The following is a 24,460-nucleotide window of genomic DNA, read 5'->3' as shown; positions in this document are numbered from 1 at the left end:
TATTTTATAGGGGGGGGTCTGTTAAAAAGTAAAAATACTGTATGGCAGATAAAAGTATCAAACAACCCGAGAATGTACCAGGAAAATACTATGTCGACCAGACTTGTGTTCCCTGCAATGACTGTGTGAAAGAAGCTCCGAGCCTTTTAGAATACAATGCGGACGAAACGCACATTTTCTTTAAAAAACAACCATCCAATCCAACTGAGGAAAAACAGGCAAAGGCAGCCATGGCGATGTGTCCTGTCGATGCGATTGGGGATGATGGAGAGTAATTAAGAATTATAGAATTCTCTAATATTCTTTGCCACAACATCTGGTTTTTCTAAATGAATCGCATGTCTTATTTTTGGAATCCATACCAATTTACTTTTTTTGATATAAGATTTCATTTGTTTCATCATATATGGTGGCGTGATTTCATCTTCAGCACCTGCTAATATCAAAGTTGGAATTTTAATCTCTTTCATTTTAGCACCGAAAAAAATCTCATCTTCTCTTCTGAGAGTGTTTTCTTGTAAGTATTCATTAGGTTTATCATTCCAAATTGTAACCAGTGTATGACGAAATAAATAACCTGGTTCAGGAAACTCTTCACCGTATAAATAACGTAACAACAATACCACTTGGCTTTCCGTTTTTGGAAATAGAATCTTACGCATTTTTTCACGTTCCGGGTGGGCAATTCCACCTGGTGCGAGTAAAATTAATTTTTCCACACGGTGATTTCTGTCATGGAGGACCAAATGTTGAGAGATAAGTCCACCCATCGAATGTCCAACCAATCTGATTTGGCTCAAGTTTAGTTTTTCTAAACATTCGAGAAGTAATTCCGCCCAAACATCGATTTGGTAAAGGTATTTGACAAGTGGAAGTTTACTCTTTCCATATCCTGGCAAATCAAAAAGGTATAATGGAACTCCATCATTTAACAATTCTTTTACGACTCTTCGAAATCCAAAACTTTCATCGAGTAATCCATGAAAAAAAACGATCGGTTTTTGGTTACCTTTCCCAAACTTCCAATAGAAAATTTTGTGGCCTCCTAAGTTGACATAAGAGGGAATTCCACCCATATTTTTCATTGATTTACGTCTCTGGGACTGATAATTTCGATAAAGGCTTCGGTAAAAAATTTTAAACATAATGTTAGAAACAAAAATTCACAAGTTATCGGAGTTACTTTCCCATTCCTCGATTCCCTATCTTTTCGTCGATCTTAAATCCCAAAATGTATTGTATTGTCATGATCAAATTAAAAATCTTTTGGGTTTGAATGTTTCTCTTCCATGCCCAATGGATCTAATCTTCGAAGATTCAATCAAAGTATCCACTTTACTAAAACAAAAATCGAATCAAAAAGGAAATCACCAAATCCGATGTAAGAAGGCAAATTTAGAAACTTTGCCAGTATCTGTTCAGTTTTCATCGGTTGATGATGTTTTGAATGATGAAGTTGAAATTTATATTCTGTACATTCAATGGAATCAAATCACTGAGACTGTTCACCATCCACAAAATGTGGGATTAGAGATTCCATTTTTAACAACAGATTCATTCGGAAATGTACAATTTGCGAATACACGATTTTTAGATTTTTTTTCCATCTCGTTGGAACAAATCCAAAAGAAATCCATCTTTGAACTTCTCTCTTTACCTGAACCCGTTAAATCAAATTTATTAAAAACCAATATAAAACATGATATCGATATTTATTCTGGTTTAGGTGAAAAACAAAAGTTTCAGTTGCAAAGTTTTGTAACGCCAAATTATTCAAACAGCATTAATAATATCACTATACTTTTGTTAGATTTATCTTCGCTACAAAATGCAGAAAATACAATCAGGTATGGAGAAGAAAAATTAAAAACCTTTTTTGCAACAATTAATAATGGATTTGTAATCGTTAACCAAGAAGCAATTATCATTGAAGTAGCTCCTATTTTTAAGTTTCTATTATTTCAACTATTGGCATTTGAAGTAGGAGAAAATATTTTTCAATATTTTGATTTAAGTGAAAGAAATAAACTGATTGAAGTTTTAAACTTATCAATTTCTTCACAATCGACTCAAAGAGCCGAATTTGATTATTCGTTATTAGGTGAGGATCGAACGTTCGAAATAAAGTTTATTCCTGTTAGAAAACTGAATCCTAATGATAAAAAAGTAATGTTAGTATTTTCTGATATCACTGAGACAAAACGATTAGATAGACAATTAATTGAATCAATGAAATTTGCAAGTATTGGGGAGATTGCCGCAGGACTTGCGCATGAAATTAATAATCCCCTCCAAAGTGCATTACTCTACCTTGAAGATTTAATTACCGTCGATGAAACTGATCCAAATGAACGAAAGAATATCCTTCAGAAAATTGAAGCGGCAAATTTAAGAATCCGCGACTTGGTAAAGGCTCTGCTTGACTTAGGCCGAATGGAAAGCCCAAATCGTGATTTTGTTTCACCTTATTACATACTCGTCAGAACAAGTGAACTTGTCGAGGTGAGTTGTCGTAAAAAGAATATACAATTCACAAGGCATGCTGGCCCCAATTTACCTGGAATTTTTGTACGTTGGCAGGAAATCGAACAAGTGTTGATCAATTGTGTGGTAAACTCGATTAATGCTTTGTCAGAAATGGAAATTCCCAGAGAGAATCCTCGAATTGAGTTGGGAATTGATTTTCTTAGGAGTCAAAAGAAAGACTGGGTTGTATTTTCTGTGGAAGACAACGGACCAGGAATCGATGACGATACATTGGAAAAAGTTTTTTTACCCTTGTTCACGACAAGGCGAAACAAACAAGGAACAGGATTGGGTTTATCAATTTCCAAAAAAATCATCGCCGAACACGGTGGTGAGATTTATATCAAAACAAAGAATGGTGTAGGAACAAAGGTCGAAATCTTTTTGCCTGCTCATGCGGATGAAAATGGATAAAATATTAATTATCGATGATGAAGAAGACATTCGTATCGCCTTAAAACGTGTTTTATCACGTGAAGGATATCAAATTGAACTTTCTGAATCTGCATCTGATGGTGTGAAACGAATCGAATCCGGGGAATCCTTTTCATTAGTGATTTCAGATATTTTGATGTCAGGAATGTCTGGTATCGATTTCACAAAATTTATAGCTGAAAAAAACATAAACTTACCTGTAATCTTAATCACTGGAAATCCAAATTTATCATCAGCTGAAGCTGCCATCCGTTATCACGCTTATGAATATATATCAAAACCAGTCGATAGAACCCAATTACTATCAGTCGTAAAACGAGCATTAGAAGTAAAAAACCAAAAAGATTCAGATTTAGAAAAATTATTGTTATCCGAAAAATTAGAAAAAGCCCTTCGGACTCAGAATCTAGATCTTAACCGTCAAAATGCTGCAATTTTGAATGCAACATCAGATGCGGTTGTTACTATCAATCACAAACTAATCATTGTATCAGCAAACAAGGCGAGCTTTGATATGTTTCGATTTCATTCTCCACTAGATTTAATAGGACAGAATGTACGAATTTTATTTACTGAAAATAAAATGCAAAAATACATGAGTCAGGTTTCTAATGTATTAAGCCAAGAACCAAATAAATCAACTTTGCAACTTTCTGATGTAACATTACAACGATCGGATACTTCGACATTTCTGGCTGATATTGCAATTTGTTCTTATAGTTTAGATGGTGATTCTTTTTATACTGGTGTTATCCGTGATGTAACACAAAAAAAATTGATGGTGGAACAGTTGATCCACTCAGAAAGAAGAGCATTTTTATCGGTAGTTGCTGCAAGTATTGGACACGAAATCAATAATTCGTTAACAGCCATCCAAGGATTTGTCGAAATGGCTTCACGCGAAAATGCTGATCAAATGTTAAAAGATCGTGCTCTAAAAGTCACTCTAAACCAAACAGAAAAATTAAGAGCTTTAACTTCAAATCTTTTGCAATTGGGAAAATCAGTAAAATCGAATACGGAGAAAATTGAAATCCTTAATTTAAATTCAGAAATATCGTCCGTCTTACAAGTGTTTAAAGAAACAGCGAAACTCAAATACTGTCAAATCAAACGAGAAGATTCTACCGAACCAATTCCAATTCGGATGAATTCGGATCAATTTGCATTATTACTATCAAACATTTTATTAAATGCAGCGGATGCAACAAACAATATTGGAACGATTGAGATCAAAGCATATTCCGAAGACAAAAAGGGCCATCTAATTGTAACAGACGATGGTGAAGGGATGTCACAAGAAACATTGGATAAGATTTATGAACCTTATTTTACCACGAAAGAGTTGGGTAAAGGAACGGGTTTAGGAATGTTTGTGGTCAAACAAATCGTGGAGAATTTTGAAATTGTATTACAAATTGATTCTACTCCAGGACAAGGTTCCAAATTTCATTTTATTTTTCCAGCGGTTTCCGAATCCTAGTTCGTAACGTGCAAACTGGAATCAATGAAACTCAATTAGATTTTATCCATTCTCGTTATGGAAAAAATTGTAACATCACACCCTTACAAGAAGAAGCTTCCAGCAGAAGATATTTTCATATTTCTACAACAAAACATACTGAAGAAGTCGTTTGCATTGATGAATCAGTAAACGAAGACTTTATTGTGTTAAGTCAATTTTTAGCTGAAAATGGAATTCATGTTCCAAAAATTTTTGAAAAGAATGAAACCATAGGCATCATTTGTATGTCTTTTGAAGGAAAGTTGGATTATAGTTCCTATAGTTTAACCGAATACCAAAATCACTTTTCCAATCTAATTGAATTGATTTTAAAATTACAAACACTGGATCCGCCTGGTTTCGTAAAAACAAGAAAGTTTGATACAGAGAAACTAAGTTTTGAAACAAATCTAACAATTGAAAAGTTTAATGCATTTAAAGAAATTTATAAAATCAAAACTTCCCTAACAAATGAGGCTATGGCTTTTATTGAAGAGACAGTTGGTTATTTAAATCAATATCCCATCAATGTTTTTACACACCGAGATTTTCATTGTCGAAATCTTTTACGATCACCAAATTCTGATTATGTATTAATTGATTACCAAGATGCACGTATGGGTGTACCTCAGTATGATTTGGCATCAATTTTGTATGATGCTTACTATCCACTACCAAGAGAATTTCGGATGAAGATGCTAAAATACTTTGAAGAAAGAAATATTGACCAGACAAAAAAATTCAAAGATACATTTTATCTGCAAGCTCTACAGAGATCATTTAAAGCACTAGGCACATATTTTCGAATGGTAACTGATCATAAAAAAGACAAATTCAAACCATCGATAGTTTCCTGTTTGAACCAATTGGAAGAAATCATCCAATTAGGTATGTTCCCTGATTCGCTTTTCATTTTTGTGAGGAGTTTAAGAGATGAGTTAATTTTACAAAGGGATTTTAAAAAATTATGAATGCCTTTGTACTTGCTGCAGGTTTTGGCAAACGAATGGGTTCTCTTACTCAAAATACACCTAAACCACTTTTACAAATCCAATCGATCACCTTAATTGATTATGCATTATACTTATTACATCTTTGGAAAATTCAAAAAGTATGGGTCAATGCACACTACTTAGGAGAACAAATTCTCGATCATGTAAAAAACTTCACTGGTTTTCCTTTAGATGTCTCGATAGAGAAAGATAAAATCTTAGGTACAGCTGGAGGAATTCGCACTGCTTTACCACAAAATGCTTTTTCTGAACCAATTTTGCTGATCAATCCCGACACTTTATTATTCCCAAATCCTGAATTTACACCTAAACGAAATTTGGCGACGGGAAGCAAAATTCATTTGTATTTATTGCCAATTCCAGAGGGAGAAAATTATACACAAATTTCTATTGGAAAAGATGGCGCATTGGAGTTTGGTAAAGGTGAGTTTTATTATATAGGACTTTCAGTGATTGATCCATCTAGTTTATCCAACTTAGAAAAGAATCAATATTATGATTTGTCTGATATATTCCGAGAATGTGCAAATAACGGTGAGATTACCGGAGAAATATTCCCCGGTAGAGTTTTAGATTTGGGTACGAAGGAACTATGGGAAACTTACCAATCCAAAGATATTTTTGGTTCCAGCCTAATGAATATAAAATCATTCTTACGTCGGACTAATATGACTTAGAATTTCCTCTTTTCGTTTTTCATATCCCTTTTTTCCGAGTAGAGCAAACATATTGTTTTTATAATCTTCCACTCCAGGTTGATCAAATGGATTTACACCTAACATATAACCTGAAATAGCACATGCAAATTCATAAAAATACATAAGTTCACCCAAAACTTCTTCGTTGATAGTAGGCAGAATGATTTCGATACATGGCACTCCCCCATCTTTATGTGCAATCAGAGTCCCTAAAATAGCACTCTGATTTACTTCAGAAAGTTTTTTCCCAGCTAAATAATTTAATCCATCACTATCATTTGTTTTTTCGGTGAGATAAACATCTTGTTTTGGAGTTTCAATTTTTATAACAGTCTCCATTAAATTCCTTTCACCGTCTTGGATGTATTGACCCATAGAATGTAAATCTGTTGTGAATTGAACTGAAGCAGGAAAAATACCTTTTGCATTTTTTCCTTCACTTTCACCAAACAACTGTTTCCACCACTCTGCCAAATAATGCAATGTCGGTTGATACGAAACAAAAATCTCAGTTGTTTTTCCTAATCCATACAAACCATTTCGCATTGCAGCATAGAAACTAGCTAAGTTACCATCTTTGGATGTTGTTGATTTTAGATTCGATTCCATCTGTTTTGCACCATCAATTAGTTTGTTGATGCTAAATCCAGCTGCCGCAATTGGAAGTAATCCAACAGGCGTAAAAACGGAATACCTTCCTCCTACATCATCAGGAATGACAAATGTCGGAAATCCATATTCATCGGCTAAATGTTTGAGGGCACCCTTTGATTTGTCAGTAGTTGCAAACACTCGATTTTTAATGTTTTCTTTTCCATATTTTCTCTCTAACAAAGAAAGTAACAACCGGAAGGCGATCGCTGATTCAGTTGTTGTTCCAGATTTAGAAATCACATTTACAGAAAACTCTTTGTTCTCTAAAAATGCTAGTAAACGGAAATGATAATCTGCATCCAAGTGATGCCCAGCGTATAAGATTTTGACCGTTTTCTTTTGTGTTTCAGGATGACTGAACTCGGGAGTGAGTGCTTCGATGACTGCTCTTGCACCCAAATAACTGCCTCCAATACCAACAACGACTAAGTATTGCGAATGGGATTGGATGGTTTCAGCAGCTTTTCGAATTGCCTGTAATTCTTCTGAATTCATTTGGCTCGGTAAGTTTACCCATCCTAAAAATTCTTTCCCTAATCCAGTTCGATTTAATACAGTTTGACGAGCTGTTTCTGCCCTTTCTAATTCTTTTTCCAGATGATTTTGCGGGAGGAAGGGTTTCACAAAACGATCAGAAATTTTTAGATTCGACATGGCACCTGTCCTAAAATAAAGTATAGCATCGAAAGGAAGATGAAGTGGATTCATTGAGAAGTAAAGAAAATTTGAATCAATTTGAACGTATATTTGGAAAAACAAATACAAATCCGCGTTTGTTTGAAGCCCCCGCAAGGATCAATATCATCGGGGAACATGTGGATTACCTAGGTGGAATCGTTCTACCTGCAGCAATTGATTTTTCAGTCCAAGTATTTTTACGTCCAAATCAAACCAATCTGTATCGATTTCATTCCATCACTTATAACGAAACGATCACCATCAAAAAACCTTTTTTATCCAATCAGAATGCACCATGGACAGATTATATAACTGGAGTGATTTTTGAGTTGGAAGCCGAAGGACATTCCATTCCTGGTTTTGATTTATTAGTCGATGGAAATATCCCGCAAGGTTCTGGCCTCTCATCTTCAGCTGCTTTAGAAGTCGTAACAGGTTTTGCGATTTCTGAATCCTTTGGACTGGGAATCAATAGAGAAAAAATAGCGGTCATCGGACAAAAAGCAGAAAACAATTTTGTTGGCACCAAGTGTGGGATCATGGACCAATTCATCATTGCAGTGGGAAAACAAAATGATTGTATTTCCTTAAACACTGATAATCTGAATTATTCTTATCACCATTTTGAATTAGGTGAACATGAATTTTATCTCATCAATTCCAATGTAAAACATAACTTAAAAGACAGTGCATACAACCGGAGACGGTTAGAATGTGAATCGGCATTGCAAAAAATTCAATCCAAGTTTCCAAATTTTAAACAATTGTATGATGTTACCTTAACAGATTCGGAACTAAAAAATTGTAACCTCACTCCAGATGAGCTCAAACGAACAAGTCATGTCATTTCAGAACGAGAAAGAACAAAACAAGTCATCCAAGGATTGGAATCGAATCAATTTGTATCGGTGGGATCTGCGTTGTATGAAGCACACGAATCCTTATCTAAAAACTTTGAAGTCTCATGTGATGAAACTGACTTCATTGTATCCAAACTTAAAGATTTACGAGTCATGGGCGCAAGGATGATTGGTGGAGGATTTGGCGGATGCGTACTCGTACTAGACAAAAAGGAACGTTTTGCCAAAATAAATGAAGAAATGAAAAAAAGTTATCAACAAAAATTTAACCTTGCGTTAGACTTCTACAAGTTTCAAATCTCGGACGGAGTGAAGGAAATTTCCATATGATTGATAATTGGGATGATTATACCGTAGAGAGTGGTGACTTCAAAATGGAAGTCCTACAACAAAAATTTGTCCCACTCCCAGACTCTGCCGTTTATTTTGAGTTATCGGGAGAAATAAATTTATACAATTCCCAAGTCATGAAAGAAAATCTAGAAATTCTAATTTCAAAAGGAATCAATCATATATTTTTGAATTTTGAACAAGTTAGTTATATTGATAGTTCTGGCTTAGGAGTTTGTTTAGGAATCCATTCAAGACTCGTAAAACAAAAAGGATACATTCGCATTGTTTCACCGTCTGAAAAGGTTCGTTATGTTTTAGAACTTACCAAATTAAAAAGCCTGCTCCAAATTTTTCCGACATTGGAGCAAGCTGTTGCACAAGTTTAGAAGTAACTTGGAAATAAAAATTTTAATTTTTTAATCTGTTCCGGATTTCGTTTTTCTGGAGCAGTCACTAAAGAAAACTTTGTACTTCCCACCAAACTAGAATCATCCGACTTACCTAAATGGTCGATCAAAGTAGATAATAATTTTTTTGCAGTGTCTGCGTTGGCACTAAGGTTCGCAAGAACCATTTCCAATGTTACATGTGCTTCATCTTCTTTCCAACAATCATAATCGGTAGACATACAAACCATTTGGTAAAGTATCTCTGCTTCTCTCGCTAATTTTGCTTCAGGTAATACTGTCATGTTGATGATATCAGCACCCCAAGATCGATACATATGAGATTCTGCACGAGTTGAAAATAAAGGTCCTTCCATACAGATTAATGTTTTGTTTGTATGAATTGAAAGATTAATTTGTTTTGCTGCTTCTTCTACTTTTTTTGCAAGCCCAGATGAGAACGGATCAGCAAAAGGAGCGTGTGCAACCATTCCATTTTCAAAAAACGTTGCATGTCTTGCTTTTGTTCTGTCTATGATTTGGGAAGGGATTACAAAATCTCTTGGAGCGATTTCCTGTCTCAAACTCCCAACTGAACTAAAAGCAATAATTTCCTCTACACCTAACTGTTTTAATGCGGCAATGTTTGCACGTGCGGGAACTTCACTTGGATTTAAAAAATGACCTTTCCCATGTCTTGGTAAAAATGCAATTTCTTTCCCTTTAAAACGACCTATTGTAATTGTATCTGAAGGTTTTCCCCACGGTGTATCAGGATGAATTTCCTTAAGAATTTCCATTCCATCGATTGAATAGAGTCCTGTTCCACCAATTACCCCGATTTTTACTACATTTGTCATATGAATCCTCTTAAAGTGCAGTTTTCCCCTAACGATTTTAGTTGCATTCGTTTTTTAAGTTTTCAGACTGTAGAATGCTCATGGGAGAGTACATGAAATCCAAAATCGTAACCATCACAAGTCTTTCATTTTTATTATTTACCACAACCACCATCACTTCTGACAGTGCCTTTGATTTATCAACTGAATCTGATCGTAAGTCGGTGAGTGTAACCATTTATAATGGTGGGATTGGACTCGTAAGAGAAACAAGAGTTCTCAATCTTTCAAAAGGAATCAAAACATTACGATTCGAAGATGTGCCTTCCCAAATCATTCCACAAACTGTGAGAGTAAAAGGGGAAGACCCAAAAAAACTAACTGTCTTCGAACAAAACTATGAATATGATTTAATCTCTCCTGAACGGCTTATGGATAAATACATTGGGAAAGAAGTTACACTTTACCAGGATGGAAAGGAAAAAACTACCTCCGTGAAGGCCAAACTCATTGCCAATAATGGGAGTCCTGTTTATCAAATCGGAAATGAAGTCTCTTTGGGATACAATGGACGTGTCACTGTTCCAACGATTCCAGAGAACTTATTCGCTAAACCAACGTTAGTTTGGAAATTAAAGAATGAAACTGAGAAAGAACAATCAGTAGAAGTTTCCTATCAAACCAATGGGCTCGGATGGTCAGCGGACTACATTCTTGTTTTAGACAAAGAAGAAAATGAATGTGGTCTAAATTCTTGGGTCACACTCAATAATAACTCAGGTGCTGAATTTAAAAATGCAGTACTCCAACTAGTGGCAGGCAAAGTTAATTTAATTTCCAATAGACCAGCCTACACACCACAACCACGTTATGTAAAAAAAACAATGGCAAAAGAATATGATGAAATGGCTGATTCTGCTCCTGAATTTAACCAAGAAAATCTTTCTGAATATTACCTCTACACTTTAGACCAACCAACAACAATCGGATACAACCAAACCAAACAGGTTCAACTTTTCCAATCAGAAGGAATTGAAATCAAAAAGTATTTTGTTTTCGAAAATCTTCCCATGTATGAAGGAAATGAAAAAAATTTTAATAACGCTACGATTAAGTATATTTTTAAAAATGCTAAAAAAAATAACTTAGGAAGACCACTGCCTCAAGGAACCATTCGTGTTTTTAAAGCTGATTCCAAAGGAAGACAACAATTACTTGGCGAAGACACAATTGACCATACACCTGAAAACGAAGATGTAAAAATTAAAACTGGCCAAGCATTTGATGTTGTTGCGAACGGAAAACGTCTTTCCTATGAAGTGTTTAAACTATCTCGAGGTGATAAATCTTCTTATTCGGTTGAAATTCGAAACCGAAAAAAAGAAGCGATTGAAATTCGATTTTATGCAAGTTTATGGGGAGATTGGACTATTACAAAATCCTCCCACAAATTCATTAAAGAATCCTCTACAAAATCCTATTCTGATGTTCCACTCAAAGCTGGTGAAACAGTGACTTTGGATTATACTGTTGAGACAAAATACTAATCATGGAAACTAAATTCGATGTCATCATCATTGGATCTGGAATCGGCGGGTTAACCGCTGCTTCCATTTTGTCACAGGTCGCAAACAAAAAAGTTTTAGTCCTCGAACGTCATTTTAAGTTAGGTGGTTTTACACACACCTTCAAACGTTTAGGAAAGTATGAATGGGATGTTGGAATCCATTACATTGGTGATTTGGCCGAAGGTTCTATGTTAAGAACCCTCTTTGACTCTGTCACAAAACGTGGAGTCCAATGGAAAAAAATGGAAGAACCTTTTGAGGTCTTTGATTACCCAAACTTCAGTTTTCCAGTTTATGGAGAAAAAGAACGGTTTCGGAATGATCTCAAATCCAAATTCCCCAAAGAAGAAAAGGCTATCGACCAATACTTCAAGGATGTAGAAACCTTCACACAATGGTTTGGTAGGCATTTCACTCTCAAAGCCTTACCTGCTTTTTTTGAAAAGGCAGCAAAGTTATTAGGGTTAGACCATATCAAAACTCCCTACATCACAACGAAAGAATACATGGACTCTCATTTCCAAGATGAGAACCTGAGAGCTCTACTCTGTTCCCAGTGGGGTGATTATGGCCTTCCCCCCAAAGATTCTTCTTTTGCCATCCATTCTATGATAGTGGCCCATTACTTTAACGGTGGTTATTTTCCGATCGGTGGATCTTCCAAAATTGTAGATTCAATTGAACCCATTGTCGAAAAAAATGGTGGTGCGATGAAAATCCTCCACACTGTAAAAGAAATCATTTTGGATGGTGACAAAGCAATTGGAGTGAAGGTGGATGTACAAAAAGGTAAAACCATCACCGAACATAGTTTTTTTGCTGATGAAATCATCTCGGATGCAGGTGCTTACACCACTTACAAAAAACTTTTACCAAAACAATATTCCGAGGCATTTGGTTCACCCTTAGAATCTTTGAGTACCCAAGGTACTACATCCATTACACTCTACATTGGTTTTAAGGAATCACCAACCAAACTTGGATTTCACGGAGAAAACCATTGGATCTTTCCAACTGTAGATCATGACGAAAGTTATGCGAAACGAAACGACTTGATCCATGGAAAACCACCGATGATGTATTTATCATTTCCTTCGTTAAAAAATCCAGAAGCAGAGGGCCACACAGCCGAAGCGATTAGTTTTGCTGATTATACAAACTTCGCAAAATGGAAGGAAGAACCTTGGAAAAAACGGGGAGAAGACTACAACGAATTAAAGGCAACTATCACAGAGGGGATGTTGTCGTTTTTGGAAGAACGGTTTCCTGGTTTCCGTGACTTGATTGAATTTACAGAACTATCCACTCCCATCACCACTGAATACTTTACAGGCCACAAAGAAGGTTCCATTTATGGACTTTCCTGTACACCAGAACGCTTTCGCCAAGAATGGTTAGGAGTAAGGACAACTGTCAAAAACCTTTACTTAACAGGCGCAGATGCTTGCTCGCCAGGAGTGGCGGGTGCCCTTATGGGTGGTGTAGCTGCTTCGTCTGTAGTGCTTGGTCTTTCGGGCACTCTAAGGCTCATGAAGGAACTTTTCCAAAAGAGCCAAGAAACCGATTGACAAATGGTTTGAGATTTGATAGTTTGATATTAAACCAATGGGAACAAAATTCAAAGGCTCTAAAAAGGAAGTACAAGCACTCGATGCGTTTATCAAATTAAAACGTGCGTCCGAGTCCTTGTCTTCCAGACTTATATCTGAATTCACCAAATGGAATATATCGGAAAGCCAATTTGGAGTTTTAGAGACTTTGTACCATTTAGGTCCCCTTTGCCAAAAAGACTTGGGAGATAAAATCCTCAAAAGTACGGGAAACATCACTCTCGTCATCGATAACTTAGAAAAACGAAATTTGGTGGAACGAGTCCGTGGAGTGGAGGACAGAAGGTTTATTTCTGTCCACCTAACTGGTGAAGGAAAAAAACTAATCGAACAAATTTTCCCTGACCACGTAAAACGGATCACATCTGAATTTGCTGTACTTTCTCCTGAAGAACAAGATGTCCTTGGTAAAATCTGTAAAAAACTCGGTAAAAAAAACGAGACTTGTCCTAAATAATTTAGTCTCGGTAATCCATCACCAATCGAAATCCAGCTCGCCTATCTTCACTTAGGTTAGGAATCCCACCATAAGATCTAGCACTTGCCGTCGCATTTTTGGCGGAATCGGAATAAGATCCACCTCTCACTACTTTGTAGATTTTTCCAAAGGAAAAGTTTTTGATATGATGGCCAGGGTACAGTTGGTAATCGCTGGATGTCCACTCTGCTGCATTCCCACACATTCCAAGTGCCCCGTAAGGGCTTGCACCTTCAGTAGAAAGTTCATAAACAGACTGTGTTTTTCCAATTTTTGATTCTCTCGTATTACAATACAAGGAATCATATTCATCACCAAATGGATATTTGGAGGCAATAATTTGGTAACCTAAAGTTTCATCTCGGTTTGTATATTCCACAACTCCTGGACCACGAGCCGCTTTTTCCCATTCCCATTCTGTAGGAATTCGTTTCCCCGCCCAAGCTGCATATTTTTCTACCTCGCGGTATGTAAGATGTACAACTGGATGATCATCTTCTCCTTCAGGATACTTACCACCAATCCAATGTGGAGGTGATTTGGTATTCGTTTGTTTTAGGAAAAAATCGTATTCAGCATTCGTAACTTCATACTTATCAATATAAAAAGAAGGAATTTCTTTTAAACTAGAAGCTTTTGGTTCTAAAAAGTAAGGGTTAAAACTATCAGAGGAAGGGTCTGTTCCTTGTCCGTATAAAAACAAACCTCTAGAAACCAAAACCATTTCCTTACGATCTTTCGGATGAAAAACAGTTTTACGAGGAGAGGTATACCTTCCTTTAAAAAAAGCATCTGGTTCTGTAAAAAAATCTTCTTCCACATAACTTGCAATATAAGCATCGGTAGTGATTTCTTTCATTTTTGAATTAAGATCTGGTTTATAATCACCGACTAACACAACTTCGATAAATTGATTGTTTTTACTGATATTTTTTTCTTCCCAAATGGTATCTCTTACAATGAGCAAACCTTGTTTGATTTGTGTGAGCTTTTGATAGACTGGAAACTCTTTGGTTTCCGCAAAAAGTGCTTTTAATTCTGAAACTGAATACTTTGAAATCTTTTGGTTTCGATAAATGCGTACTTTGATCCAAAGTCTATTTTTATAAACTCCAGTCACTTCACCTTTCCAAAGTTGGACTTTCTTTTTTGTCGTTGCGAAGGGTGATTCTTCCGACGTTTCCTCTTCCGAAACAAGGGGTGTGAAGAAAAACCCCAATACGAATAGAATCATTAGTAATTTTTTCATACTGTCTTTTATCATCATCGGCCGATTTCGCCGAAACCTTTTGATTGAAATTTCCTGTGCATGTATACAATCAGTGGGAAAAGGAAATGCAAAATTGATCGAGTTTCAATACAAACGGGAAAAAGAAAACATCCTCATTTCCTTAAAAACTGATTCCACACAAATTGGAACCTTTCACAGGATTGCAACAATCATTTATGCATTAAAAATGGACATCATTTCTGGTGAACTTAGCACAGTCATTGAACAAGGAAATGAATATACGATCGATTCGTTTATTTTGCAAGCAGATGGTGGCGATACAACAAAAGTGGCATTCCAATTAGGAATGATGATGGATTCTGTTTTTTCCAAAAATGCAAAATTTGAAGAGATTCTCGAAAAATTGCAGATCCAAGAACCAGCCGTGGCGACTTTTTTTAAAGAAACTCCTGAATTCATCTTCAGTGATCTTCCAGAAAAAAACCGAACATGTTTGTATTTAGAAAGTAGTGCGGGAAGAGGTTTGTTGTATTATGTTTCGCGAATCCTGATGCAAAATCAAATCAACATCTTGAGTGCAACCATTGAAACAGATATGGAAACGGGGAGAGCGAAGGATAGTTTTTATTTAACAGATGGTTCGGGGCAGATGTTTGCCTCTTCTGACTTAGCTTTAAAAATCAGAAGAGAAATTCTTGCCCCGATCCAATCGAACTCTCGTTAGAGATTAGTTTTTACAAAGAACCTTAAGAGCAGTCGCTTTGTCTACTTTGGGAGCTTTTCCATTAGAAAAACGGTAAGCCAAACCAGACTTTTTGTCTATTTCAGTTTTTGTCCAAAATTTATCTTCGCTCGTTTTGATCTCATTTGGTGCAGTTGCAGCAAATTTAACCAAATCCTCTTTGGAAGGAACCACCCCACCTACTGATTTACAATACGCAGCTGCTTCTGTGAATTTTTTAGAAGCAATTTTATCCACGAGAAAACCTGAGGAAGCCACTTCTTTTGGAGCCTCTTCTACTTTCTTCTCAGGTGTTTCAGCCACTGGTTTTGTTTGAGCGTCAACCGGTGCTTTTGGTGCTTCCGCTTGTGTAGTCGCTGCAGGAGCCTTTGGTTTTAGGTATTTGACATACCCTAAGTATCCGATTGCGAGGATTCCCGCTAACACTAAAAATAGATACACTCCATTGCCAGATTCTTTCGTTCCATGAGAACTTTCTGAATGGGAAACAGGAGACTGAAGGGAAGCTTGTGCCGATTCGTCATTTCCGAAAAGCGAAGCGCTTTCATTTCTTGTAGATTGTTTCTTAACCGTATTTGTTTTCTTGGCCGCTTTTTTAACAGCCTTCTTCTTAGCGGCAGATGATGATTTTTTCGTTGCCATAATGATAATCCTTATTGCCGAGACAATTCTAATTATAGTTATCTCATAAAAACAGAAAAAGCTGAAGAACTTCTTCTCAATTTTGTTTTTTTTTAAAATTTTTTTAAGTGTGTTTCCGTTTCTCCTAAGAAATCGTGATCCTAGATGAAAGAAGTTCGCATTGGTCTATTGGGTGCCGGAGTTGTCGGCACAAGTCTTCTCCAACTCTTGGACAAAAACCGAGAAAAAATCCAACGTCATTATGGAATCAACTTACAACTAACAATCATTGCTACCCGTAACCCGGCTAAACTCCAAGGTAAAACGAACATCCCCGTCACAGACGACGTACTTTCTGTTACAAAACGTTCGGATATTGATATGATTGTTGAATTGATAGGCGGTACCGACACCGCATACCAAGCCGTACGTTCTGCCCTGGAAAATGGAAAAACAGTCATCACAGCAAATAAGGCATTGTTATCTGAAAAAGGACGCGAACTTTACCCGATTGCCGAGAAAGCCAGTGTTGAATTAGGGTATGAGGCTGCCGTGGCAGGATCCATTCCCATCATTCGTACATTACGAGATGGACTTGCTTCTTGTGAATTTGAAGTGATCTGTGGGATTCTCAATGGAACCACAAACTTTATTTTAACCAAAATGGAACAAGAATCTTGGGACTATGCAACAGCTCTCAAAAAAGCACAGGAACTTGGATTTGCCGAAGCTGATCCAACCTTTGATGTGGAAGGGATCGATGCAGGTCATAAAATCAGCTTGCTCGCGAGCCTAGCATTCAGAGAATACGTTTCCTTCCAAACAGTCTCCGTGAAAGGGATTTCTGAATTACAATCCATGGATATCCAAGCAGCACTTTCCCTTGGATATAGGATTAAACTACTCGGAATCTCTAAACGAAGTTCGGCGGGGATCTTAACAAAGGTTCACCCTACTCTTGTACCACTCGATCATCCACTCGCAAATGTGATGAACGAATCCAATGCTGTGTTTTACAAAACAAAAGAAGCGGATTCTGGAATGATGACAGGTAAGGGAGCAGGTGGAATGCCAACTGCTAGTGCTGTACTTTCAGATATCATTTATTATGCCTCCCGTTTAGGAAGTAAAGACATCGCAAAAGAAAACAATCTTTTCCCTGAAGGTAAACGATTCCCAGAACCTGAGAATTTAGTTAGATACTACCTACGTTTTTCTACTGTGGACAAACCAGGTGTTCTTGCCGAAATTTCCCAAATTTTAGGTCGTCATAATATTTCAATTGCATCCGTCCAACAGAAGGAATCCTCTTCGGAACCTGTATCAGTGATTGTCGTTACTCATGCAGCAACAGAAGGTGAATTTCAAAAATCGTTAATGGAAATTGACACGATGAAAAACATCATCAAACAAAAGACTGTTGCCATTCGATTGCTGGAGAACCTCTAAACGTATGACAAAGTTTACCTTCCCTTCCCTCATCATTGAAACGGAATCCATCCGCATCAAAGGGGAAGTCGTGCAAGTAGTATCCTTTGTCGGCCAAATCACGAATACCAACGCTTATGAAATCAACCGAAGCATATCTTCTGTTTTTGAGGATGGGATTTACCAAATTATTTTAGATTTGAGTCAATTGGAATACATCAATAGCATTGGTGTAGCAACACTGATCAGTATTATTAAAACTGTAGAAGCACAAACTGGAAAAATTAAAATTGGAGGCTTAAATCACTTTTTAGAAAACGTAATCCAACTCATGGATCTACCCAAAAAATTACAAATTTACAATACCAAAAAAGAAGCCATTCTCAATTGGATGTAACTTCCAACTGTTTTTGTTCCTTCTTTTTCCAAATTTCATACTCGATCAAATCAAGGAGCTTAGAAAGCCCTTCCCTTGTAATGGAAGAAACCAACAAAGAACCATTTTTCTGTAAATTGCCATATGTTTCTTCATCCAATCCATCCGCTTTATTAAAAACAACCATCCGCGGAATTTCATTTAATTGTAACGAATTGAGGATGGTATCAACTGCATCCATCTGCTCAGAGTAATTTGGATTGGTCACATCCACCACATGTAATAATAAATCCGCATCACCTAATTCCTCTAAAGTAGCTTTAAAGGCTTGGGATAAATCGGGAGGAAGGTCATGGATAAAACCTACTGTATCAGAAATGATGATCTCTCGTTCTTCGGGAAACCGAATACGCCTTGTGGTTGGGTCTAAGGTTGCAAATAATTTGTCTTCCGCGATCACTGTTGAATTCGTAAGAGCATTGAGAAGAGTTGATTTCCCTGCGTTGGTGTAACCTACAATTCCTACGATCGGAATTTCATTTCGAGAACGAGATTTACGATTGAGTTCCCTTCTTCGTTTGAGGTCTTTTAGTTCATTTTCCAAACGATTGATTTTTTCTTCCACTCGTCTGTTTCCAATCTCTAGTTTGGTTTCCCCAGGTCCTCTACCACCAATACCACCCGTTAGGCGACTCATGTTATCATCCAGTTCAGAGAGTCGATTTTTCAGATATTTAAGTTGGGCAAGTTCTACTTGTAATTTTCCATCACGGGACTTTGCATTTTTGGAAAAAATGTCTAAGATGAGTTGGGTACGATCGATGATTTTTAAATCACTAGCATCAGAGATTTTTTTTGCCTGAGAAGGTGTGAGTTCCAAATCAAAAATTAGATGTTCTATGTCTTTGTGAACAGAAGTTAAAATGATCTCTTGGAGTTTTCCTTTTCCCACAACTGTTCTGGGATCGGGATCTCTTTTTTGCATATAAGTATCCACAACATGGATCCCTGCAGTACGACAAAGTTCCTTTAATTCAGCCATGGAATGTTCAGGAGAACGTTTCATTTTTCGGACATCATAAACACCCACAAGGAAAGCGCGGTTTTCTTTTTGTGATTCCTTCAGGTTAGATGTTTTTTTTGTAAATTCAGATTCGAGTGCTTCTACTTCGTCCGAATAACCGTACTTAATTTGTCCTGGGTATTGTTTAGGAGAAAGGATCCAAGGTTCTTTGGCATCGGGGTCTGGATTGATAAAGGCCGAAAAAAAGAATTTTGGAATTCCATCTTTATCCACACAGGCTGCGGTAATGGAATCAAAACGGTTGAGAACAAGGTCCATTAAATCTTCTTGGTTTAACGGCTGTTCCTTGAGATGTGTATGGAATAAACGAAGGCCACGCAAACGGGAATGAGCAACTCGGTAACGGTCTAAATGGGGAATTTCGATGGAGTGGTCGTTGCCAACAATCAGATGAGTGACATAACCTGTCCTCTCTATGAGAAGGCCAATTTGCCTTCCGATTTCGACAGAAATCTCACCGACGAGCCTTGCGAGCTCCATAGAGATGATAGAATCCTCTCGAAGTCGCCTTTCGGAGAGAGATTTTAACTTTTTTAGCTGGTTTGGCTTAAGACCAGCGAGGTTGCCGCTAATTTTACTTATAGTACGTATCCGATATTCAAAGTATGGAAGTAGGCTATCATATGTTTCAAAAGGGTCAAGACATAATTTGGAAAGGCAGTTTGTGGGTGCTCTTACTCTTTTTCTTCAGTTGTTCGACTTCAAAACCCTTCCAATTAACAGATGTTTCTCCGAAGTATCGTGAATACCAAGGTAGTGATTTAGATCCACATAAAACAAAAGATGTTGTCATTCCTGTTACAAATAATAGAAAGTATGATTCCTTTATTGAAGAAGCACATAGAACTATCGCATTATTAGAATTTGGTGAGAATATTGCCTTACGTGCTGATAGCAAAAAAACAGTAGGGGAAGCAGTTGATAAAGAAATGCAAGCAGCTGCCTATTTGGAAGAAGATTTACCTAACGTAATCACTCGGTTACCAGAACTCATCCAAACAAACCAATCTTTAATTGATAGTACTCCAAATGATTTTGATGGACCAATAATTGGACGAGTTTCTCGTGAATTAGGAGTTATATTGGAGTCATTACAACAATATAGTCCTAAAGCGATTGGAATTCAAAATGCAATCCGTAATCTAAGATCAGATTCCAATAATTATAACCAAGGCAGAGATATAGCTGAACCTGAAACCAAAACGGGAACAGAAGATCCTATTCTTATCAATACTGATACTCAAACTTCCAAAAAACCGGAAAAGATAACTGTTAAAAAAGAAGATTCCTCCAATAAAATTTCCATCAAACGATTGAATCGCAAATCCAAAGTTACAGGAAAAGCGACGGAACAAATCAATGAAATGGTAAAGAAGGAAGAGGAAGAAGTCCTCTCTGATGAAGAGAAAAAAGACAAAGAATATACAGAACAAATTCGAAATGGACTTGTTCAGGTTTTCCGTTGGGAATACTATCGTAAGCCGAAAAATCTTGAAAAAATTCTCGCAACTCATCCCATTCCAAGAGTTCGATCTGCGGCAGCCCTAGCCCTTGGCCGATTGAAAGCTGGTCGTGTTACCTTACAATCTGCGATCGATAAAGATGGTTACCAAGTTCGTCCTGCAGCTTACAAAGCTCTTTCTGATATTGGTGATAAACGTTCTTTATCCTATTTTATTGCAGGGACAAAGGCAGAAGACCCTGAAGTAATAGCTGTCAGTTTTGAAGGACTTGGAAAAACTAAGGATCCTGCTGGCCGTGAATTAATTTTAACACAAGGAATTGCATCTGAATATGTAGTTATTGTATCTGGTGCGTTACGTGGACTCGCCTATCATAAATTAGATGCTGATGTTGAAATTTTTGCTAAATTTTTAAAATCGCCGGAACAGGAAATCAGAGAAGCAGCAATTGAAGCTCTTGCCATTCATGGTAGCCGAGAGAGTTTACGAATCTTAGAACGTGTGGCCGCAGAAGAACCTACATTAACCATGATGGCGATCGATGAAATAAGCAAAAATCCTTCTCTTTCTGCGACATTCGCATTGATTCGATTGAATGAATCTTTAACCGATGAAAAATTCACAAAACGGATTGGTGAAGCCCTCCTTCGAAGAAAAGCATTTGGAAAGTATGCGATCATTCTTGTTGAAGATGATTATCTAAGATCAGAACCTAATGAAAGGTCCATTCCTTTATCTTATATTAAAAACAAAGAAATTGGTCTCATCCTATCAGAAACCAAAAAAGAATTCGCTGTTCGGATTGGTGAAGACATAGTCACAGATAAATACATCCAAATGAAAATGGAATCTACTTTACCTGGAGCAAGGAGTGCTTTTGTAACAGGTTGGGTGTTTTATCCAAAAATTGATATCATTGAAGTAAAACAATTAGGCAGTGATGGAAATTCTGGGAAGTATTCTCAGTTAAAAAAAGGAAAACACAAAAACTTGTTTAATCCAATTGAGGAAATTAAAGTTCCTAGAAAGGAGTAGTTTTATCTTTTGAGAGAATGGTGGGAACCCATTCCACCGTTCCTTGTTTGAGTGGAACCTTTGGAATCATCCAATGTAATCCACAAAACCAAGATAAAAAATAAGAAGAAAACGGCATCACTCCCCAGACGTCAAATCCCGTGGATGCGATTACCATTATTCCTTTGTATCCTGATTTGTAAATTTTACGCATCATCCACAATCCAGAAGTTTGAGTCTCCATTGTGACATCGGAGATGATCATATCGTAATCATTGGACTTCGTAAATAACTCCAAACCTTGTTTTGCATCAACTGCTCTGTCGGAAGTTATTTTTTTACCATCCAAATATAATTTTAGATTGTTCGCATAGCGGTCATTATCATCAACAATCAGAACTTTTTTCATATTTGGATCTCCGCATCCGCAAATTGACTATCATATAGTTTTTTATAAATACCATTTTGTTCAAGTAAAGAATCGTGATCACCTTGTTCCTTGATCTCACCTTCTTCAATGACAACTATGTTTTTGATTCGCCTTACGGTCGATAATCGATGTGCTATGATAAAAGTTGTACGATTTTGAAATAGTCTTTCGAGGGCTCGGCTCACCAAACGTTCCGATTCAGCATCAAGAGCACTAGTCGCCTCGTCTAAAATCATAATCTCGGCATTTCGTAATAATGCCCGAGCAATGACTAAACGTTGCCTTTGCCCACCACTTAAATCCAATCCACGTACACCAATCACGGTATCATATCCGTTTTCCATTTTAGTAATAAAATCATGTGCATTCGCTAATCGAGCAGCTCTTACCACTTCCTTTCGTGTGGCTGCCCCAGTTCCGTAAGCGATGTTTTCGGCTATGGTGCCGTGGAAGAGGAAAATTTCTTGGGTCACAATTCCAATTTTTTTGCGCAGGGACTTGAGTGAGTATTGTTTGATATCGATTCCATCAATTTTGATCTGTCCTGCTGTTGGATCAAAAAAACGTGGAACTAAATCCATCATGGTGGATTTTCCAGAACCACTTGTTCCTACAAATGCATAGGTTTCGCCAAGTTTGATATCTAAGTTGATTCCTTTGAGAACTTCCTGGTTGGTTCCAGGATATGAAAAATGGATATTTTCGAATTTGATTCCGTCTTTGATTTTTTCGAGTACAGTTTCATCACCATGTTCGATTACTTCTGGGTCACGATCGATGATTTCAAAAATTCGTTTTCCAGCAGAATTGGCTTGAGTGATTTTTCCTACCATTTGCGAAAGTTGAGTGAGTGGTCTCATTAAAAATAATAATGTTAGAAGAAAGGCCATAAACTCACCTTGTGTGAATTTGCCAGAATAGATAAATTTGGCACCTAACGCAAAGTATCCTAGAACCACAATCGAAGAAGTGAGTTCAACAAGACTTGGTGCCATTTGGAGATAAAATTGGCCTTTAAATGTCCTTCTATAAACTTTAAAATTAATATTATCAAACTTTTTAAGGTCTTGTTTTTCTTGTCGAAAGGTACGGATGACTTTGATTCCAGATATAAACTCTTGGATATGCCCATTGAGATCTGCTATCTTCTCTTGGAACCTAGCTGTTGATGAAGAAATTTTTCTAGTAAACAATGTAACTGGTAATATCACAACAGGAACTGTCAAACAAGCGAGAATCAAAAGATCAGAATTCAGATAAATAAGAATGATTAAGTGTGTTAACACATAAAAGAAATTGATTACCGCATCACGTAAGTTACTTGATATAACGGCTGCCACAATTTCTGCATCATTGATCACACGGCTCATGATAAGCCCAGTTTTTTCTTTGTAAAAATACGTGAGAGGTAATTTTTGTACCTTTTGGAATAACTCTTGCCGTATATCTCGAACCGCTTTGTAACCAGCTGTAGCTATACAATAAACAGATAATAAATAGGTTCCCAATTTCAAAAGATACAATGGAAACACTGCAATACAAACTGCCCAAACTACTTCCTTGGGTTCCATGTTTTCTGTATAAGCATTGATTTGGAGTTTGGCAGAGAGGATCAATCGTTTGATTCTTTCCAATCCATCTAAACTATCTTCACCTAGTAAAACTTCCTGAACTAAAATAGTTTTTTCAGGTAAAGTTAAATCCAAATGAAAACGATTGTTTTTGTCACTACCAAGTGAATCAAAAAGAGGAATGAGTGCAGTTAACGAAATTCCATTGAGTACAGCTGTTAAGAGAGCAAATACAAGTCCCAAAACAAATCTTTGTTTATAATGAACGCTATAACTCAATAATCTAAAAAAATATTTCATGAATGAACTTCCTCATAGAAGTTACGAAGAACGGTTTCCCCATATTCAGTGAGGATGGATTCAGGATGGAACTGTACCCCGAAGACCTTTTTCCATTTTCTGTGACGAATCCCCATGATCACACCATCTTTCGTTTCTGCTGTCACTTCCAATTCGCTTGGAAAATTCAGTTTTGAAACCGCCCATGAATGGTAACGGTTAGCCAAAAAATGGTTTGGGATGTTTTTAAAAATCCCCTCTCCACTGTGTTCAATGGGAGAAGGTCTTCCATGGTAAATTTCTTTGGTTTGTTCTAATTTTGCCCCAAAGGTTTCCGCAATCGTTTGGTGGCCGAGACAAATTCCAAGAATCGGAACTTTTGGATACAAAGTAACAAAATGTGACATGAGTTTCCCAGAAGTTTTTGGTAAACCAGGTCCAGGTGAAAGAACAACAGCTTGGTATTTTTGCAGGGTATCCAATGGTAAATTTTCGTCATTTCGCATTACAGATGTTGGTGCGATTTTGGTTAAGTATTGGAATAATATATAAGTAAAGGAGTCGTAGTTATCGATGAGTAAAAACATATTAGGATAGGAACAGTGGAACTCTTTTCAAATTCCACTGGTCCCGATTCCA

23 protein-coding genes are annotated in these 24,460 nt (G+C 36.9%); 14 read left to right on the top strand and 9 right to left on the bottom strand.

Annotation, left to right across the window (positions count from 1 at the left end; translation table 11 throughout):
- The first annotated feature begins 41 nt into the window (after window positions 1-41).
- Entirely contained in the window at window positions 42-275 is a 234-nt protein-coding gene (locus ND812_RS03360) for a ferredoxin (RefSeq protein ID WP_108960297.1), read from the top strand.
- Here the strand turns inward: ND812_RS03360 and ND812_RS03355 are convergent, their stop codons facing one another.
- Window positions 276-1,076: an alpha/beta fold hydrolase gene (locus ND812_RS03355; protein WP_265374271.1), complete on the bottom strand. Its 801-nt coding sequence runs from the start codon at window positions 1,074-1,076 to the stop codon at window positions 276-278.
- A gap of 70 nt (window positions 1,077-1,146) precedes the next feature.
- Between ND812_RS03355 and ND812_RS03350 the strand changes: the two genes are divergently transcribed.
- From ND812_RS03350 to ND812_RS03335, 4 genes are read left to right on the top strand one after another with little or no spacing between them, the layout of a single operon-like run.
- Window positions 1,147-2,940 carry an ATP-binding protein gene (locus ND812_RS03350; RefSeq protein ID WP_265374270.1) on the top strand — a complete coding sequence of 598 codons (1,794 nt, stop codon included), beginning with the start codon at window positions 1,147-1,149 and terminating at the stop codon, window positions 2,938-2,940.
- The gene (locus tag ND812_RS03345) at window positions 2,933-4,444 is read left to right on the top strand and encodes a hybrid sensor histidine kinase/response regulator (RefSeq protein ID WP_265374269.1); all 1,512 of its coding nucleotides are present in this window, start codon (window positions 2,933-2,935) and stop codon (window positions 4,442-4,444) included. The genes ND812_RS03350 and ND812_RS03345 overlap by 8 nt, the downstream gene beginning before the upstream one ends.
- A gap of 8 nt (window positions 4,445-4,452) precedes the next feature.
- Window positions 4,453-5,436 carry a phosphotransferase gene (locus ND812_RS03340; protein ID WP_265374268.1) on the top strand — a complete coding sequence of 328 codons (984 nt, stop codon included), beginning with the start codon at window positions 4,453-4,455 and terminating at the stop codon, window positions 5,434-5,436.
- Window positions 5,433-6,155, top strand: a complete 723-nt coding sequence (locus ND812_RS03335) for a nucleotidyltransferase family protein (RefSeq protein ID WP_265374267.1) — start codon at window positions 5,433-5,435, stop codon at window positions 6,153-6,155. The genes ND812_RS03340 and ND812_RS03335 overlap by 4 nt, the downstream gene beginning before the upstream one ends.
- Here the strand turns inward: ND812_RS03335 and ND812_RS03330 are convergent.
- Entirely contained in the window at window positions 6,132-7,484 is a 1,353-nt protein-coding gene (locus tag ND812_RS03330) for a glucose-6-phosphate isomerase (protein WP_265374266.1), read from the bottom strand. The two genes, ND812_RS03335 and ND812_RS03330, sit on opposite strands and share 24 nt — an antisense overlap.
- 44 nt (window positions 7,485-7,528) lie before the next feature.
- On the opposite strand from ND812_RS03330, the gene galK reads away from it, so the two are divergent.
- Window positions 7,529-8,698: a galactokinase gene (gene galK, locus ND812_RS03325; protein WP_265374265.1), complete on the top strand. Its 1,170-nt coding sequence runs from the start codon at window positions 7,529-7,531 to the stop codon at window positions 8,696-8,698.
- Entirely contained in the window at window positions 8,695-9,087 is a 393-nt protein-coding gene (locus ND812_RS03320; protein WP_135687561.1) for an STAS domain-containing protein, read from the top strand. The genes galK and ND812_RS03320 overlap by 4 nt, the downstream gene beginning before the upstream one ends.
- Here ND812_RS03320 and mtnP read toward each other — a convergent pair.
- Window positions 9,084-9,947 carry an S-methyl-5'-thioadenosine phosphorylase gene (gene mtnP, locus ND812_RS03315; protein WP_265374264.1) on the bottom strand — a complete coding sequence of 288 codons (864 nt, stop codon included), beginning with the start codon at window positions 9,945-9,947 and terminating at the stop codon, window positions 9,084-9,086. The genes ND812_RS03320 and mtnP overlap by 4 nt on opposite strands.
- 92 nt (window positions 9,948-10,039) lie before the next feature.
- Here mtnP and ND812_RS03310 point away from each other — a divergent pair, with 92 nt between their 5' ends.
- From ND812_RS03310 to ND812_RS03300, 3 genes are read left to right on the top strand one after another with little or no spacing between them, the layout of a single operon-like run.
- Window positions 10,040-11,473, top strand: a complete 1,434-nt coding sequence (locus ND812_RS03310) for a DUF4139 domain-containing protein (protein WP_265374263.1) — start codon at window positions 10,040-10,042, stop codon at window positions 11,471-11,473.
- Window positions 11,474-11,475: 2 nt separating this feature from the next.
- Window positions 11,476-13,062: a phytoene desaturase family protein gene (locus ND812_RS03305; protein ID WP_265374262.1), complete on the top strand. Its 1,587-nt coding sequence runs from the start codon at window positions 11,476-11,478 to the stop codon at window positions 13,060-13,062.
- Window positions 13,063-13,099: 37 nt separating this feature from the next.
- The gene (locus ND812_RS03300) at window positions 13,100-13,561 is read left to right on the top strand and encodes a MarR family winged helix-turn-helix transcriptional regulator (protein WP_265359160.1); all 462 of its coding nucleotides are present in this window, start codon (window positions 13,100-13,102) and stop codon (window positions 13,559-13,561) included.
- 1 nt (window position 13,562) lies between these two features.
- Here ND812_RS03300 and ND812_RS03295 read toward each other — a convergent pair whose 3' ends face one another.
- Window positions 13,563-14,831 carry a formylglycine-generating enzyme family protein gene (locus tag ND812_RS03295; RefSeq protein ID WP_265374261.1) on the bottom strand — a complete coding sequence of 423 codons (1,269 nt, stop codon included), beginning with the start codon at window positions 14,829-14,831 and terminating at the stop codon, window positions 13,563-13,565.
- A gap of 94 nt (window positions 14,832-14,925) precedes the next feature.
- Between ND812_RS03295 and ND812_RS03290 the strand changes: the two genes are divergently transcribed.
- A complete protein-coding gene (locus ND812_RS03290; protein WP_265374260.1) occupies window positions 14,926-15,537 on the top strand; it encodes a hypothetical protein in 612 nt (203 codons plus the stop codon).
- 3 nt (window positions 15,538-15,540) lie between these two features.
- On the opposite strand, the gene ND812_RS03285 is transcribed toward ND812_RS03290, so the two are convergent.
- Entirely contained in the window at window positions 15,541-16,197 is a 657-nt protein-coding gene (locus ND812_RS03285; protein WP_265374259.1) for a hypothetical protein, read from the bottom strand.
- A gap of 144 nt (window positions 16,198-16,341) precedes the next feature.
- Between ND812_RS03285 and ND812_RS03280 the strand changes: the two genes are divergently transcribed.
- Both ND812_RS03280 and ND812_RS03275 read left to right on the top strand, forming a co-directional pair.
- Window positions 16,342-17,625 (top strand): homoserine dehydrogenase, encoded by a 1,284-nt coding sequence (locus tag ND812_RS03280; RefSeq protein WP_265374258.1) that lies wholly within the window; start codon window positions 16,342-16,344, stop codon window positions 17,623-17,625.
- A 4-nt stretch (window positions 17,626-17,629) separates the two neighbouring features.
- Complete coding sequence (locus tag ND812_RS03275; protein WP_265374257.1) at window positions 17,630-18,001, top strand: STAS domain-containing protein; 372 nt, start codon at window positions 17,630-17,632, stop codon at window positions 17,999-18,001.
- Here the strand turns inward: ND812_RS03275 and hflX are convergent.
- Window positions 17,988-19,544 (bottom strand): GTPase HflX, encoded by a 1,557-nt coding sequence (gene hflX / locus ND812_RS03270; RefSeq protein WP_265374256.1) that lies wholly within the window; start codon window positions 19,542-19,544, stop codon window positions 17,988-17,990. The two genes, ND812_RS03275 and hflX, sit on opposite strands and share 14 nt — an antisense overlap.
- A 143-nt stretch (window positions 19,545-19,687) precedes the next feature.
- Between hflX and ND812_RS03265 the strand changes: the two genes are divergently transcribed.
- The gene (locus ND812_RS03265; RefSeq protein WP_265374255.1) at window positions 19,688-21,562 is read left to right on the top strand and encodes a HEAT repeat domain-containing protein; all 1,875 of its coding nucleotides are present in this window, start codon (window positions 19,688-19,690) and stop codon (window positions 21,560-21,562) included.
- On the opposite strand, the gene ND812_RS03260 is transcribed toward ND812_RS03265, so the two are convergent.
- The 3 genes from ND812_RS03260 to ND812_RS03250 are packed head-to-tail and all read right to left on the bottom strand — an operon-like array spanning window position 21,549 to window position 24,408.
- A complete protein-coding gene (locus ND812_RS03260; RefSeq protein WP_265374254.1) occupies window positions 21,549-21,950 on the bottom strand; it encodes a response regulator in 402 nt (133 codons plus the stop codon). The two genes, ND812_RS03265 and ND812_RS03260, sit on opposite strands and share 14 nt — an antisense overlap.
- Window positions 21,947-23,842, bottom strand: a complete 1,896-nt coding sequence (locus ND812_RS03255) for an ABC transporter ATP-binding protein (protein ID WP_265374253.1) — start codon at window positions 23,840-23,842, stop codon at window positions 21,947-21,949. Before ND812_RS03255 ends, ND812_RS03260 begins: the two co-directional genes overlap by 4 nt.
- Entirely contained in the window at window positions 23,839-24,408 is a 570-nt protein-coding gene (locus ND812_RS03250; RefSeq protein ID WP_265374252.1) for an anthranilate synthase component II, read from the bottom strand. Before ND812_RS03250 ends, ND812_RS03255 begins: the two co-directional genes overlap by 4 nt.
- Window positions 24,409-24,460: the final 52 nt, after the last annotated feature.

It is taken from the genome of Leptospira limi (genome assembly GCF_026151395.1).
Lineage (GTDB): Bacteria > Spirochaetota > Leptospiria > Leptospirales > Leptospiraceae > Leptospira_A > Leptospira_A limi.
This window is presented reverse-complemented; position numbering and strand designations above follow the sequence as displayed.